The following is a 15131-nucleotide window of genomic DNA, read 5'->3' as shown; positions in this document are numbered from 1 at the left end:
TAATCGAATATAATTTGTAGATGAAAAAGTACTTTAAATATACAGCCTTAGCAATTGCAGCAACATTCATCAGCTGCCGCGAAGAAGTTCAAAAACCAAAAGTGAGTTATGATGTTTCGAACAAAGTAAGTGTCAGTAAAACAGATTCAACACAAATTGAAATAGCAGATTTGCCAATCCAGATGGAAGGAACTAACTATCTTATACATCCTGTTGGAGATTTGCGCGTTTTTGAAAAAGGATCAAAAGCCCGTTACGGATCTTCAACTGTAAATGACGTGAGTTTTACTATTTCTAATTTAGGTGAACATGAAATAACAGGTTATCTGCAAAACTTGAAATTTCAAAAAATAGATTCAGATTCCATACGGCCACTGTCTGATAAACCTATTTTGATATTAACAGCAACCTATTTGAAAACAATTGCTGATAAAACACAAAATAAAATCATGGTTTATACGCTTACAGATTCAGATACAAATAAGGATGGCAAAATAGATACTGGAGATATCAAAACCCTCTATCTGAGTGATATTAGCGGAGAAAATTTTACAAAAGTATCTACAGATTTGCACGAACTTGTTGACTGGAGTATAATTGAATTAAAAAACCGCCTCTATTTCAGAACAATTGAAGATACCAATCAAAATGGGCAGTTTGATAAAAACGATGTTTTGCATTATAATTATATCGATCTGGCTTTAAAAAAATGGGAAGTAAAAAACTACAAACCAATTTAAGATGCTAAGATTTGAAAAGATAAATAACCGCGTAGAAATTTTATTTTCTATGCGGTTTTTCTTTTAGTCAACAATAAAAAAACTTAGAATCTTAGCGTCTCAGAATCTTAGTCTCTTAAATAAGAATATCACTTTCCAGATCTGATTTTTCTATTTCTAATCCAAATCCCAGGCGATCCACCAATTCAATAACCAGTTTTTTATACCAGTTTTCTGATTTGGGATGAATGTATATTTTTTCAATCAGCTGATTGATATCAACACTAATTTTTAATCCTTCATTCAGTTTTAAATTGCTTTGGGAAGTGTCTGTCAGAATACGAACTTCCCGTTCGTACTGAAAGCTTTTTCGCTTAAACAAAAAAGGAAAGAAAGAATTATCAAACGGAATGTATTCTTTTTTGTAGTCAATATAATTTACCTCACCGATATACTGGTCAAAATTTTGCTCAGGATTTACCGCTTTTTGCAATCTTCCAATTGTGGACTGTATGGCTAATCCTTCGCTGTTTTGTGTAAAAATCTGCCACATTGCAAACGATTCGTATTCGTTAATATGCCAGCTGCTCACTGCTACTTTTTCCCGATGCGTTTTGTAATAATTTAAAAAGTCAGGATTGTCAATGGCAAGTTTTTTAATTTCTTCGAACGTTGGTTCGCTGAATGTTCCTTCATACTGATCCTCAAATTTGTCAGAACGGGACATGAATAATTTTTTCGAAAGTAGTAAATCAAGAAATTTAGATAAATCAAGATATTTCCAGACAACGGTATCAGGATCGTCAGGCAGTTTTATGTTTGGGTTGTTAAGATACATTTCGAGGGAATTAAATGATTTTCTTTAACTAACCTAAAGTTATAAAAATAAACAGATTAAGGGAATTAAACTCAGTTTTAATGTTTCCTTAATCTGTGTAAATGGTAATTGTACGTGAATCTTAAGATTCAAAAGACTGCATTGTTACCAGTTTGTTGTATGTGCCGTTGTGCGCAATTAATTCTTCATGAGTTCCCTGTTCTACAATTCGTCCTTTTTGCATTACAACAATTAAATCAGCTTTCTGAATCGTAGAAAGGCGGTGTGCGATCACAATTGAGGTTCTGTTCTGCATCATGTTTTCAAGGGCAACCTGAACAAATTTTTCGCTTTCTGTATCCAGTGCAGATGTTGCTTCATCAAGAATCATGATAGGAGGATTTTTAAGTACTGCACGTGCAATAGACAAACGTTGTTTCTGTCCTCCGGATAATTTATTTCCGCTGTCGCCAATGTTAGTATAAATGCCCAAAGGCAATTCTTTTACAAATTCATAAGCATTAGCTATTTTTAAAGCTTCAATGATTTCGTCATCTGTAGCATCTAATTTTCCTAAGGAAATATTAGCTTTGATTGTGTCATTGAATAAAATGCTATCCTGGGTAACCAGCCCCATCAAACTTCTAAGAGACTGAAGATTCATCTCTTTTATGTTTACTCCGTCTATAGAAATTGAGCCGTCATTTACATCGTAAAAACGGGTTAGCAGGTTCGCAATAGTACTTTTTCCGCTTCCTGACTGCCCTACTAAGGCAACAGTCTGGCCTTTTTTGATTTCAAGAGAAAAGTCTTTTAAAACCGTTTCATTTTCATATTTGAAATTAATGTTTTGAACATTAATGTTGTGGTCAAAGGTTGCTTTTTCAATGGCGTTTTCTTTGGAAGCAATTGTGTTTTCCTGTTCCAAGATTTCCAGTACCCGGTCAGCAGCTGCATTTCCTCTTTTTACGGCATAAGATGCTTTTGAAATTGATTTTGCAGGGGTAAGAATGTTGTAAGCTAATCCCATGTAAGCAATAAAAGATGCCCCATCCAGTGTTTTTTCAATCAAAACCATCTGGCCACCGTACCATAATAGAATAGTAATTACCATGATTCCCATAAATTCACTGGCAGGAGAAGCTAAGTTCTGACGATGTCCGATACTGTTTGATAATTTAAAAAAACGGTCTGTTGAATTTCGAAACACAGTATTGAAATAATGTTCAGCATTGTATCCTTTGACTACTTTTAACCCTCCAATAGTTTCTTCAATAGTAGATAAAAATGTGCCTTGTTCCTGCTGTGCTTTGCTGGATTTCTTTTTGAGCTGTTTGCCAATTAAGGAAATGATATATCCTGAAACCGGAATGAACACAAAAACAAACAAGGTCAGTTTGGCACTAAGAATCAACATAGCAACTATGGTAAAGATTATGGTTAATGGTTCTTTTACTATAAGCTCTAAAATGGCCAAAAAAGAATTCTGAACCTCGTTTACATCCGCAGAAATTCTCGAAATAACATCTCCTTTTCGTTTCTCAGAAAAGAAAGCCAATGGCAATTCCAGTGTTTTTTTGTACATCGCATTTCGCATATCTTTCAAAACACCATTTCTTAAATAAGTAATAAAAAACATTGCCAGATAATCAGCCAGATTTTTTAATAGAAAGATAGAAATGATAATTGCTACCATAACCGAAAGTACAAAACCGGGATTATTTTGATCTGTATTGGTGGTGATATAATAACTTAAGTAGTTCTCTCCATACTCTTTCAGGTGTGCGATTCCTTCATAGGCAGGTCTGACAGTATTTCTTTTCGTTTTGTCAAATAGAACCTGAATCATCGGGATTAATGCCATGAAAGAAAGGGTGCTGAAAAGCGCATACAAAACATTAAAAAAGATGTTTAAGAAGGCGTATTTTTTATAAGGGTATATAAAAGGTAGTATTTTTTTGAAATTACTCATTTTTATGGATATTGTTTTCTGCTATTGCGATGGCTCTTTCGAGTTTCTCCAGTAATAATTTTTTTTCTGGTAATTGGGTTAAATAAGCCGAAACTTTGATTTGCTCATCATTATCAAGCATTAAATAATTGATTTGTTCTGGTGATTTTTCACTGCACAAAATTAATCCAATTGGTTTGTTTTCTCCTTCTTTTTGTTCGTTTTTCTCTAACCACCGAAGATATAGTTCCATCTGGCCTTTATAACTGGCTTTAAATTTTCCCAATTTTAAATCAATGGCAACTAAACGTCTTAAACCCCGATGATAAAAAAGAAGATCAATGTAGAAGTCTTCATCATCAATTATTATTCGTTTTTGTCGGGCAAGAAAGGCAAATTCGCTGCCCATTTCAGTGATGAAGTTTTGAAGTTGTGCGAGAATTGAGCTCTCTAAATCTTTTTCAGAATAAGTGTCATGAAGTCCCAGGAAATCTAAAAAATAAGGATCACGAAAAGTTAAATCAGGACTGATTTGTTTTGTAGTCTTTAATAACTCCAAATCATTAAGAATAGTTTGTTTCGGTTTTTGACTAATAGCGGTTCTTTCAAACAGCATGCTGTCAATACGTTCTTGTAAAGTTCTTACACTCCAGCGTTCGTGTATGCTCATCTGAATGTAAAACTCACGTTTTGTGTTGTTTTCGATGTAAATTAAGTTTCGGATGTGAGACCAACTCAATTGTGCACACAGTGTGTGCACAATTGTAAAGTCTTGAAGAACACTGTTTAGCTTTATGAAGCTATGTAGGTTTCTTTTATTAAAACCACTGCCGTATTTGTTAGAAAGCTCATTACTTAAGTTAAGAATAAGTTTCTTGCCATAATCGGCCCTGTCATTTTTAAGAATCTCTTCATTTATACTTTTTCCGATTTTCCAATATAACAGCGTTAATTCCTGATTAACCGTTTTGGCAACATTGTGACGAGTCTGATCTATTAATTCAACAATTGAATTTAATAGCTCCGGACTATCATTTTTGTCAGGCTGGTTTGTCATTAATATTAATTCAATTGCATATCTGCAATAATATTTTGTATTTTTTGATCTAAAATCTTTTCTGTTTTATTGAAATCTTCAACGTTCTCTAATTCGGTTTTTACGCTAATGTAAAATTTGATTTTAGGCTCTGTTCCGCTTGGTCTCGCGCATATTTTAGATCCGTCTTCAGTATAATAAATTAAAACATCAGATTTAGGCATATCAATAGGTTCTTCTTCTCCTGTAAATAAGTTTTTAGCGATAGAAGATTTGTAATCTTCAATCATCACTACTCTTTGTCCGTCAATTTCTTTTAATGGATTTTCGCGTAAAGAAATCATCATCTGATTGATTTCTGCTAAGCCTTCTATTCCCTTTTTGGTAAGAGAAACCAAATGTTCTTTATAAAAGCCATAATCAGCATAAAGCTGCAATAAAGCTTTGTACACAGAGCTCCCTTTTGCTTTTTCCTGAGCAGCAACTTCGCAAATTAAGAGCGTTGCAGCAACAGCATCTTTATCACGAACAGCATCGCCTACCATATAGCCAAAACTTTCTTCTCCTCCTCCAATAAATTGAAGTTCAGGAAAATCTTTAATCATTTTAGCAATCCATTTAAAACCTGTTAAGCCAACTTTAAATCCTACATTATAAGCAGAAGCAAGCTCCATAATCATTGGTGTAGAAACAATTGTAGAACCAACAAATTGTTTTCCGTTAATTTTTCCTGCTTTTTTCCATTGTTCCAATAAAAAAGCGGTCATTAGGATCATTGTCTGGTTTCCGTTCAGCAAAATCATTTTGCCGTCGTCATTACGAACAGCAACACCTAAACGGTCACAATCAGGGTCAGTTCCCACCACAATATCCGAATTGGTTTTATCAGCTAAAGCCAAAGCCATAGTCAGTGCTTCCGGCTCTTCAGGATTTGGAGATTTAACTGTAGGGAAATTTCCATCTGGAACCGCCTGCTCCGGAACGATATGAACATTTTTATAACCTGCTTCAGACAAAGTGTCCGGAATTGATTTTATCGAAGTTCCGTGCAATGAAGTAAAAACAATATGCAGATTGTCTTTGGCTTCAGCCGGTGTATTAAAACTTGCGTTTTCGATAGAGGATTTAACAAAAGCCTTGTCAATTTCAGTGTCAATATACTGAATTAGACTTTCATTTGCGTTGAATTTGATTTTATCGTAATCTAAGCTTTCGATAACTTTTATAATAGCCGCATCCTGAGGAGGAACTATTTGTCCTCCGTCTTCCCAATATACTTTGTAGCCATTGTATTCAGGAGGATTGTGCGAAGCAGTCAATACAATTCCGCATTGACATTCTAAATATTTAAGTGCGAAAGATAATTCAGGGGTTGGGCGTAAATCTGAAAACAGATAAACCTGAATTCCGTTTGCAGAAAAGACATCGGCAACTACTTTTGCCAGAGTGTTACTGTTGTGGCGGCAGTCGTAAGCAATTACCACTTTTATTTGCTGATTCGGAAAAACTTCATGGAGGTAATCAGAAAGGCCCTGTGTGTTTTTTCCAAGTGTGTATTTGTTGATGCGATTGTTGCCAATACCCATAATACCACGCATTCCTCCAGTTCCAAATTCAAGATTTTTATAAAAACTTTCTTCAAGTTCTTTTGGCGATGTGGTCATTAATTCCTTAACAGCAGCTTGTGTTTCTTTATCAAATGTTGGTGTTAACCATTCGTTTACGGCGTCTAAAATATTAGGTGCGATATTCATGTAACTAAATTTTTTAAATGTTTAATTAAAGATAGGAATTTTTCCGGAGCTAATCCTGCTGTTCACTATATCTTTTGTAGGGAAACCCTCCACAAAAGGATGCCGTTCCCATCAGGGCTAGGGCATTTCGTTAAAAATTAACCTCCCGTGCGACTTTATATCGGGCTTCGTTGCTTTTAGTGCGCAAAATAATTTCGCCTAAAAATCCGGCCAAAAAAAGCTGTGTCCCCAAAATCATTGTGGTAAGGGCAATGTAAAACCACGGATTGTTTGTAACCAGGCTATATTTCATTCCGGTGTACATATGGTATAGTTTTGAAACACCAATGTAGCCAGCAGCCAAAAATCCAATGATAAACATAAAAGAACCAATGGCACCAAATAAGTGCATCGGTCTTTTTCCGAATCGTGATAAAAACCAAATCGTAATTAAATCAAGGAATCCGTTAATAAAACGTTCCATTCCAAATTTGGTTTCGCCATATTTTCTGGCCTGGTGTATCACTACCTTTTCACCAATTTTTCCAAACCCGGCATTTTTGGCCAAAACCGGAATATATCGGTGCATTTCGCCTGAAACTTCAATGTTTTTTACAACAACGTTTTTATAGGCTTTTAAACCACAATTAAAATCATTTAGTTTAACCCCCGAAGTCTTCCTGGCAGCCCAGTTAAATAATTTCGAAGGCAGGTTTTTTGCCATAACCGAGTCATAACGTTTCTTTTTCCAGCCTGAAACTAAATCATATTTCTGCGCTGTAATCATTTCGTACAATCCCGGAATTTCATCAGGACTGTCCTGTAAATCGGCGTCCATTGTAATGATTACATCGCCCTGTGCTTTGGCAAAACCAGCGTGTAAGGCCTGTGATTTTCCAAAGTTTTTCATGAAACGAATCCCTTTTACATTCGGATTTTCGTTAGAAAAGCTTTCAATAATATTCCATGAATTATCTGTACTACCGTCATCCACAAAAATGATTTCATAAGAGTAATTGTTGGATTGCATCACTTTAATAATCCACGAATAGAGTTCTTGTAGTGATTCTTCTTCGTTTAGAAGCGGTATAAGTATAGATAAATTCATTTATTTTTTATTCTTGTGTAGTTTTGCTTTTAAAAAATGCGGCGAAAATTAATCCGAAAACGGCGCTGATTACTATCGCAAAAACAGATCCTTTTAGTAATTCTATAGTTGAATAAGGATTGCTTAGTTTCATTTTTTCAATAGTTTCGTTAATGACAGAAGCGGGAGACCCAAATTTCTGCATCATGTTTACAGTATATTTGATCATTAATTCGCTTAAAGTATCTTTTGCTGAGGGATCGATAACATTAAAGAGAACAATATTGAAAGTAGTAGAGATCAGAATTCCGATTACTGCTGCTATAAAATAAGTAGTGAAAGCATCTTTAAAAGGAAAAACTCCGTTTAATTCTTTCTTGGTTTTGGAAAGTAAAATGATAGAAATCGTCAGACTTATAACGATACCTAATAATCCCATCCACCATTCAGTAAATAAGTTTAAATCAATTGCATATATTGTAGCCGTAATTAATGCAGATGCAATTCCAATCATTACACCGTAAGTAATACCATTCTTCTTTATAACTTCATTAATCATATTTCTATATGTTTTAAAATTAATCCACAAATATAGCAATTCCCACTATAATCGAATGTAAAAAAAGCTTTTTGAAATTAACTAAAAAAAAGCAGTTTAAGTATTTGTTTATTAAAAAAGAATTGTAAATTTGCACACTCAAAAATAATTAAATTTTTAAACAAAAAAGAGTGTCCTTTGTTTATACCTTTTTCTAACCATGAAAAAGCTTCAAAATAAAAATACTCTGAAACAATAAATAAAAGAAAAAGATGAAAAAAGGAATCCACCCGGAAAATTACAGATTAGTTGCATTTAAAGACATGTCAAATGATGATGTTTTTATCACTAAATCTACTGCAGATACAAGAGAAACAATTGAAGTTGACGGAGTTGAGTATCCAGTTGTAAAAATGGAGATTTCCAGAACATCTCACCCTTTTTATACTGGTAAATCTAAACTTATTGATACTGCAGGACGTATCGACAAGTTCAAAACTAAATACGCAAAACACGCTAAAAAATAATAGCTGTTTTTATTTTATAGAAAGCCTTCCAGTTTGGGAGGCTTTTTTTATGTGAAGATTTAACCGCTAAAAACGCTAAGATTTATGCAAGGCTCGCAAAGTTTTATAAAGCTTTGCGAACTTTTGCGTTTTTTCAACACTTTGCATTAGAAAAACTTTGCGGACTTTGCGGTAAAAAAAGTCTATATCCGCCACAGCATAAATGACACAAATAAAATATTTGTAACTTTGAACCTGATAACCAAATCAGGATTTTAACAAGTACCAAATTTATTATTTATGAACTACATTCTTTTTGACGGTCCCGTTCGAAATGCTTTATTACCTTTTACTTTTACAAGACCCGTGGCTGATATTTTAATCGGAATCATGACGATTCGTCAAAAATGGGAAGCACGTTTAGGTTCTACGATTACTACAATTACGGAGGAATATTTATCAGAAAAATTTCCGATGGTGGAGATGGAGGAAAATGTTATGATAAATGCTGCGTATCTGCCAAATAACTCGCTTGTTGAAATGATTTCTGACTTAAAGGAAAATCAGGCTATATTTAAAGGGGACGATGTAATAGCTTTTTTTACAACTGAAAATCAGGATGAAGTGGATTTTGATTCGTATGAAATTATTCACTACAACGATGATTGTCTAACAGTTGAACATACCTGGGATATTTTCTCCAAAAATGATGTTGCCATTCGTGCTGATTTTGAATATTTGACAGAAGATCGAAAATCACAGCCAATTCCAAAAAGTGTAAATGTTATTTCTCCTGAAAATATTTTTATTGAAGAAGGGGCAAAACTGGAGTTTGTTACCTTAAATGCTTCAACCGGACCTATATATATAGGTAAGAATACCGAAATTATGGAAGGAACCGTGATTCGCGGTCCATTTGCTTTATGCGAAAATGCACAAGTAAAACTTAATTCAAAAGTATATGGAGCCACAACAGTTGGGCCGGGATCCAGAATAGGCGGGGAAGTTAAGAATGCTGTTCTTTTTGCTAATTCAAATAAGGGGCATGATGGGTTTTTAGGAGATTCTGTTTTGGGTGAATGGTGTAATATTGGTGCTGATAGTAATAATTCGAACCTTAAAAATAATTATGAGGAAGTGAAGTTGTGGAGCTACGAAACAGAAGGGTTTGCTAAAACAGGACTTCAGTTTTGTGGTTTAATGATGGGGGATCACAGTAAATGTGGGATTAATACGATGTTTAATACAGGCACGGTAGTAGGCGTGAGTGCTAATATTTTTGGATCGGGTTTTCCCCGCAATTTTGTTCCAAGTTTTTCATGGGGCGGTGCAGCGGGCTTTACTACTTATGTAACTAAGAAAGCTTTCGAAACAGCAAAATTAGTGATGAGCCGAAGAAATGTTGATTTTGATGAAAAAGAAGAAGCTATTTTATTGCATGTTTTTGAAGAGTCAAAAAAATGGAGAAAAGAGTAATAAATATTTTAGACTAATTTGAAAAGCTTTCCCTATTTGGAAGGCTTTTTCATTGATACTCTGTTTTTTTATGGGTGTTTTAAAAAAAAAGGAATAGTTTATTTGTTAAGGGTTGTCTTTTTACAGGGGATGTTATTGATAAATGTACTGTTTTTTTTCCTTTATAGTAGAATTGAATTAGTTTTTATTCATTTGATTTTATAGTTTTACCCCGTATTTTTCATTTTTGAAAGATTTTATTGCATTTTTAATAATTTAAAAAAACTGATAAACCTTATGGGAGAAATTGTTGCCTCATTAAATGAGATTGTGTGGAGTAATGCATTGATAGCATTGTGTTTAGGTTCAGGATTGTATTTTTCACTAAGGACTCGTTTTTTGCAGGTTCGCCATTTCAAAGAAATGTTTCGCTTATTATTTGACGGAGAAAGTTCAGATTCAGGAGTGTCTTCTTTTCAGGCCTTGTCAATGTCTTTGGCAGGAAGAGTAGGTACAGGAAATATTGCGGGAGTCGCAACTGCAATTGCTTTTGGTGGTCCGGGTGCAATGTTTTGGATGTGGATGGTCGCGTTTTTAGGAGCAAGTACAGCATTTGTTGAGGCTACTTTGGCTCAGATTTATAAAGAAAAAGATAAAGGATTACTTCGTGGAGGGCCATCATTTTATATAGAAAGTGGCTTAGGGGTAAAATGGTTTGCAACAGCTTTTGCTATTGTAGCTGTTCTGGCAATGGGGGTTTTGTTACCTGGAGTACAAGCTAATTCTGTTGCCGAGGGGTTTCATACAGCTTTTAATTTGAATACCTGGATTACTGGTGGAGCTTTAGCGGTAATTTTTGCTGCAATTGTTTTTGGTGGAGTAAAACGTATTGCTAAATTCACAGAATTAATTGTTCCTTTTATGGCAGCAGGTTATATTCTTGGATCTATTATTATTGTTGCACTTGATTTTGATAAATTACCGGAAATTATTTCATTAATTTTCAAAAGTGCTTTTAATCAAGAGGCTGGTTTTGGTGCTGTTTTCGGTTTAGCCATTCAGTGGGGAGTAAAAAGAGGGATTTATTCTAACGAAGCAGGACAAGGTTCTGCACCTCATATTGCTGCTGCTGCCAATGTTTCGCATCCTACAAAACAAGGTTTGGTACAGGCATTTTCGGTTTACATCGATACGCTTTTGGTTTGTTCTGCTACGGGATTTATGATTTTGATAACAGGAACTTATAATGTACAAAATCCAGCTTTTGGTGCTGCAGGAGCTTCTGAGTTTTTATACAGTGGTCTTTCTGGTGTTAGTCCTGGTGCAGGTTATACACAAAGTGCTATGGATACTGTTTTTCCGGGATTTGGTTCTTATTTTGTGGCAATTGCGTTGTTTTTCTTTGCTTTTACTACCATCATAGCTTATTATTATATTGCCGAAACAAATGTTTCGTATCTAACAAGAAAGTTAAAATCTAATGTTGCTAATCAGATTTTAAGAGTGGTTATGGTTGTTATTATCATTTACGGAAGTGTTAACACGGCAAAACTAGCATGGGATATTGGAGATTTAGGTGTTGGTTTAATGGCCTGGTTTAATATTATTGCGATTTTAATTTTGCAAAAACCAGCTTTAGCAGCTCTGAAAGATTATGAAAGGCAACAAAAAGAAGGTAAAGATCCAAAATTTAACCCAAAAGATATTGGGGTTAATAATCCAGTCTGGGATGAAGTTAGTAATGAAAGTATAAAGAATTAGGAAGTCTGTAAACGAAATAATTTTGAAAAACCCCGATGAGTTTTATGGCTTATCGGGTTTTATGTTTTTAAAGTTTTTGGTGTTATGATGCTGATTATCATCTTTTCAAAGTGTAAAAATTATCCAGTTATCTAATTGGCACATTCTTTAATTAAAACTATCTTTGCACCTTCAAAAAAAAACACTTGCTCAGATAACGAATCATCTAAGCAGTATAAAATCTAAAGATCTAAAATGATTACAGTTAACGATATTTCGGTTCAGTTTGGTGGGACTACATTATTTAGCGATGTTTCTTTTGCTATCAATGAAAATGATAAAATAGCCCTTATGGGTAAAAATGGTGCGGGAAAATCGACACTTCTAAAAATAATTGCAGGTCAAAGCAAACCTTCTACCGGAAGTATCTCAACTCCAAAAGATGCAGTCGTAGCCTATTTGCCCCAGCATTTATTGACTAAAGATGGTTCGACTGTAATGGAAGAAGCTTCTAAAGCTTTTGGTGAGATTTTTAAAATGAAAGCCGAAATTGATGAAATCAACGAACAATTAACCGTTCGTACTGATTATGAAAGTGATGCGTATATGAAACTGATCGAAAGAGTTTCGGATTTAAGCGAGAAATATTATGCTATTGAAGAAGTAAATTACGAAGCAGAAGTTGAAAAGATTTTAGTGGGTCTTGGTTTTGAACGTGAAGATTTTACACGCCAGACTTCTGAATTTTCAGGAGGATGGAGAATGCGTATTGAACTGGCTAAAATACTTCTTCAAAAACCGGATTTGATTCTGCTGGATGAGCCAACCAACCACATGGATATTGAGAGTATTCAGTGGTTAGAAGAGTTTTTGTTAACTTCAGCGAAAGCAGTTGTTGTAATCTCGCATGACAGAGCGTTTGTCGATAATATTACAAACAGAACGATCGAAGTTACCATGGGAAGAATCTACGATTACAAAGCTAAATATTCTCATTATTTAGAACTTAGAAAAGATCGTCGTATTCACCAGCAAAAAGCATACGATGAACAGCAAAAGATGATTGCAGACAACAGAGCTTTTATTGAGCGTTTTAAAGGAACTTTTTCTAAAACAGATGCAGTGCAATCTCGTGTAAAAATGTTAGAGAAGTTAGAGATTGTTCAGGTTGATGAGGTAGATACTTCAGCACTTCGATTAAAGTTTCCACCGGCAGCGCGTTCTGGTCAATATCCTGTTATTGTAAAAGATATGTCTAAAGCTTACGGAGATCATGTTGTTTTTAAAGATGCCAATATTGTAATCGAGCGTGGTCAGAAAGTAGCTTTTGTTGGAAAAAATGGAGAAGGAAAATCTACCATGATCAAAGCAATTATGAAAGAAATCGGTATTGATTCCGGAAGCGTTGAAATTGGTCATAATGCTCAAATTGGCTATTTTGCTCAAAATCAAGCTTCATTATTAGATGAAAATGCTACTATTTTCGAAACTATTGATGCTATTGCGGTTGGCGATATTCGTACTCAAATTAAAAATATCCTGGGAGCATTTATGTTTCAGGGAGATGATATTACCAAAAAAGTAAAAGTGCTTTCAGGGGGTGAAAAAACCCGTCTGGCAATGATAAAATTGTTATTGGAGCCAGTAAACTTGTTGATTCTGGATGAACCTTCGAATCACCTTGACATGAAGACTAAAGATATTATCAAAGATGCACTCCGTGATTTCGACGGAACTTTGATTCTCGTTTCTCACGACCGTGATTTCCTTGACGGATTGGCAACCAAAGTTTTTGAGTTCGGAAATAAAAGAGTAAAAGAGCATTTTGAAGATGTGGCAGGTTTCTTAGCACATAAAAAAATGGATTCTATGAGAGAAATTGAGAAGTAGTAAGTGTTTCTTTTAAAATAAAAAGTGCCCCAATAGTATTTAACTTTTGGGGCATTTTATTTTTGCTGTTTTAGTGTTTTGGGAATTATTTAATATTGTTTTCTACATACATTTCTTTTCCAAAACGACGCATTGATTTTGAGTCTGTAAAAGAAGGAAAAACGGGTCCTTTGTCAACTTGGATCCTTTTTGCAGCTGAACCTGTAATTTTAGAAATAGCAAGGTTCAGTAGTTGTTCAGACGGATCTCCTAAAATGCCGTAACTACTAACTCTTTCTTCTAGTGTAAAAGTGGGGGTTAATCCTCCTGTGTAATCTCCAAAATTATCCTTATTTGTGATTTTAAAAGTCAGGGGCTGCATCGCATATTTATGAGTAGGATTTATCTGCGCTTTAGACAATAAAGAAGGTGAGTCGTAAATGGTATTAGATCCAACATTTTTACCTACAGTTGTTCCTCCAATTTGAACTACATTGATGTATGGTTTTAATCCGTTTATGACCAATTCGCTGGCAGAAGCCGTATTGTCTGTTGTTATAATATATACTGTGTTTAAATTTAAACTGTTTAATGCTGTTCCTGAATTTGTTTTGTCAGTAAATCTTTCCTTCAATGATTCTAAATCCTCATCATCCATAAGTGCCATTTGTTTTGGGTTAAATTGTCTTTGAGAGAATATTTCTCCTTTAAATTGACCTGTAATCATACTTGCCAGCAAAGTTGATGAATGAACGACTCCTCCGCCATTATATCTTAAATCCAGAACCAGATCTGTAACGCCACCTGATTTTAATTGAGCGAAAGCCTGATTCAAAGCATTGTCATATTCATTATAGAAGCCATTATACATTAAATAACCTATTTTATGGCTTCCGGATGATATTATCTTGTTGATTAATATTGGATTTTCTTCTAAAGTAGTTTTGGTAAGTGAGACTGATTTTCCAGTTTCAACAAGACTGTTGTTATTAATTACAGCCAAACTCAGAGTATAGCTGTTTGATGTTAGTAGCAGTTTTTCATAATTTGAAACTGTAAGTTGAGTACCGTTCACCTTTGTAAACAAATCCCCGCGTTTTATGTCCTTTTTTGAAGCGTCTGAATTAGGGATTATATAACGAATGTATCCTACCAAATTGTCTGATCCTTCTTGTATATAACTTAATTTGAAATCAATACCTGAATTTTTTGTAATTCCGCTTAATTCCTGTTCTAAAACAGTATAGTCATCAACAATCCAGCTAAAACGATCTATGGCACCATTAGGGTATTTGCTCACTGGCTTGTTCAATAAATCCTTAAATAAATCTTCCGGTTTTGAATATCCTTCCAAAAAAGAGTCTAAATCTTCCTGACTGGCAAAACGGTTGTCAGCTAAATTTGGAACATCGGCCTGCCATAAATAGACTTTATTCAGTCCTTTCCAGATAAAATTATTTATTTGTAAATCTTTCGGGGTGGCAACATCATCCTTATCATCACAAGATTGCAGGCTAAATGCAATTAGAAAAAAATAAACGAGACTTCTTATTGTTGTTTTCATAAAATAGGGGTTTCAATATAGTATAAACGTAAAAATAGTATCTTTAGTTTTAACTATTACAAATGTGCAGATTTTTTTACAATATTTATTTTAAACTTTTCTTTGTAACAAAAATA

At 34.4% G+C, this 15131-nt stretch carries 12 protein-coding genes; 5 read left to right on the top strand and 7 right to left on the bottom strand.

Annotated elements, in window-relative coordinates; translation table 11 throughout:
• The first annotated feature begins 20 nt into the window (after nt 1-20).
• Nucleotides 21-740 (top strand): hypothetical protein, encoded by a 720-nt coding sequence (locus GXM17_RS08890; RefSeq protein WP_163398977.1) that lies wholly within the window; start codon nt 21-23, stop codon nt 738-740.
• 115 nt (nt 741-855) lie between these two features.
• Here the strand turns inward: GXM17_RS08890 and GXM17_RS08885 are convergent, their stop codons facing one another.
• From GXM17_RS08885 to GXM17_RS08860, 6 genes are all read right to left on the bottom strand, one after another.
• Nucleotides 856-1557, bottom strand: coding sequence for a DUF2971 domain-containing protein (locus GXM17_RS08885; RefSeq protein ID WP_163398976.1), 702 nt, complete (start codon nt 1555-1557; stop codon nt 856-858).
• 121 nt (nt 1558-1678) lie between these two features.
• Nucleotides 1679-3508, bottom strand: a complete 1830-nt coding sequence (locus GXM17_RS08880) for an ABC transporter ATP-binding protein (RefSeq protein ID WP_163398975.1) — start codon at nt 3506-3508, stop codon at nt 1679-1681.
• Complete coding sequence (locus tag GXM17_RS08875; RefSeq protein ID WP_163398974.1) at nt 3501-4544, bottom strand: PDDEXK nuclease domain-containing protein; 1044 nt, start codon at nt 4542-4544, stop codon at nt 3501-3503. Before GXM17_RS08875 ends, GXM17_RS08880 begins: the two co-directional genes overlap by 8 nt.
• Before the next feature lie 5 nt (nt 4545-4549).
• On the bottom strand, nt 4550-6277 hold the full coding sequence (locus tag GXM17_RS08870; RefSeq protein WP_163398973.1) for a phospho-sugar mutase: 1728 nt from the start codon (nt 6275-6277) through the stop codon (nt 4550-4552).
• A gap of 130 nt (nt 6278-6407) precedes the next feature.
• Nucleotides 6408-7364 carry a glycosyltransferase family 2 protein gene (locus GXM17_RS08865; protein ID WP_163398972.1) on the bottom strand — a complete coding sequence of 319 codons (957 nt, stop codon included), beginning with the start codon at nt 7362-7364 and terminating at the stop codon, nt 6408-6410.
• Nucleotides 7365-7371: 7 nt separating this feature from the next.
• Complete coding sequence (locus tag GXM17_RS08860; protein ID WP_163398971.1) at nt 7372-7902, bottom strand: DUF4199 domain-containing protein; 531 nt, start codon at nt 7900-7902, stop codon at nt 7372-7374.
• Between the two features lie 251 nt (nt 7903-8153).
• On the opposite strand from GXM17_RS08860, the gene GXM17_RS08855 reads away from it, so the two are divergent.
• The 4 genes from GXM17_RS08855 to GXM17_RS08840 all read left to right on the top strand — a co-directional run bounded on the left by GXM17_RS08855 (nt 8154) and on the right by GXM17_RS08840 (nt 13472).
• Nucleotides 8154-8408: a type B 50S ribosomal protein L31 gene (locus GXM17_RS08855; protein WP_031456968.1), complete on the top strand. Its 255-nt coding sequence runs from the start codon at nt 8154-8156 to the stop codon at nt 8406-8408.
• A gap of 279 nt (nt 8409-8687) precedes the next feature.
• Nucleotides 8688-9863 carry a GlmU family protein gene (locus GXM17_RS08850; RefSeq protein WP_163398970.1) on the top strand — a complete coding sequence of 392 codons (1176 nt, stop codon included), beginning with the start codon at nt 8688-8690 and terminating at the stop codon, nt 9861-9863.
• A gap of 276 nt (nt 9864-10139) precedes the next feature.
• Entirely contained in the window at nt 10140-11603 is a 1464-nt protein-coding gene (locus GXM17_RS08845; RefSeq protein WP_163398969.1) for an alanine/glycine:cation symporter family protein, read from the top strand.
• A 234-nt stretch (nt 11604-11837) separates the two neighbouring features.
• The gene (locus GXM17_RS08840; RefSeq protein WP_163398968.1) at nt 11838-13472 is read left to right on the top strand and encodes an ABC-F family ATP-binding cassette domain-containing protein; all 1635 of its coding nucleotides are present in this window, start codon (nt 11838-11840) and stop codon (nt 13470-13472) included.
• Nucleotides 13473-13557: 85 nt separating this feature from the next.
• Here GXM17_RS08840 and GXM17_RS08835 read toward each other — a convergent pair whose 3' ends face one another.
• The gene (locus GXM17_RS08835; RefSeq protein WP_163398967.1) at nt 13558-15015 is read right to left on the bottom strand and encodes a S41 family peptidase; all 1458 of its coding nucleotides are present in this window, start codon (nt 15013-15015) and stop codon (nt 13558-13560) included.
• Between the last annotated feature and the right edge of the window lie 116 nt (nt 15016-15131).

Source organism: Flavobacterium fluviatile (assembly GCF_010645065.1).
Taxonomy (GTDB): Bacteria; Bacteroidota; Bacteroidia; order Flavobacteriales; family Flavobacteriaceae; genus Flavobacterium; species Flavobacterium fluviatile.
Note: the sequence above shows the minus strand (reverse complement) of the source record. Positions and strands in the feature narration are given on the sequence as shown.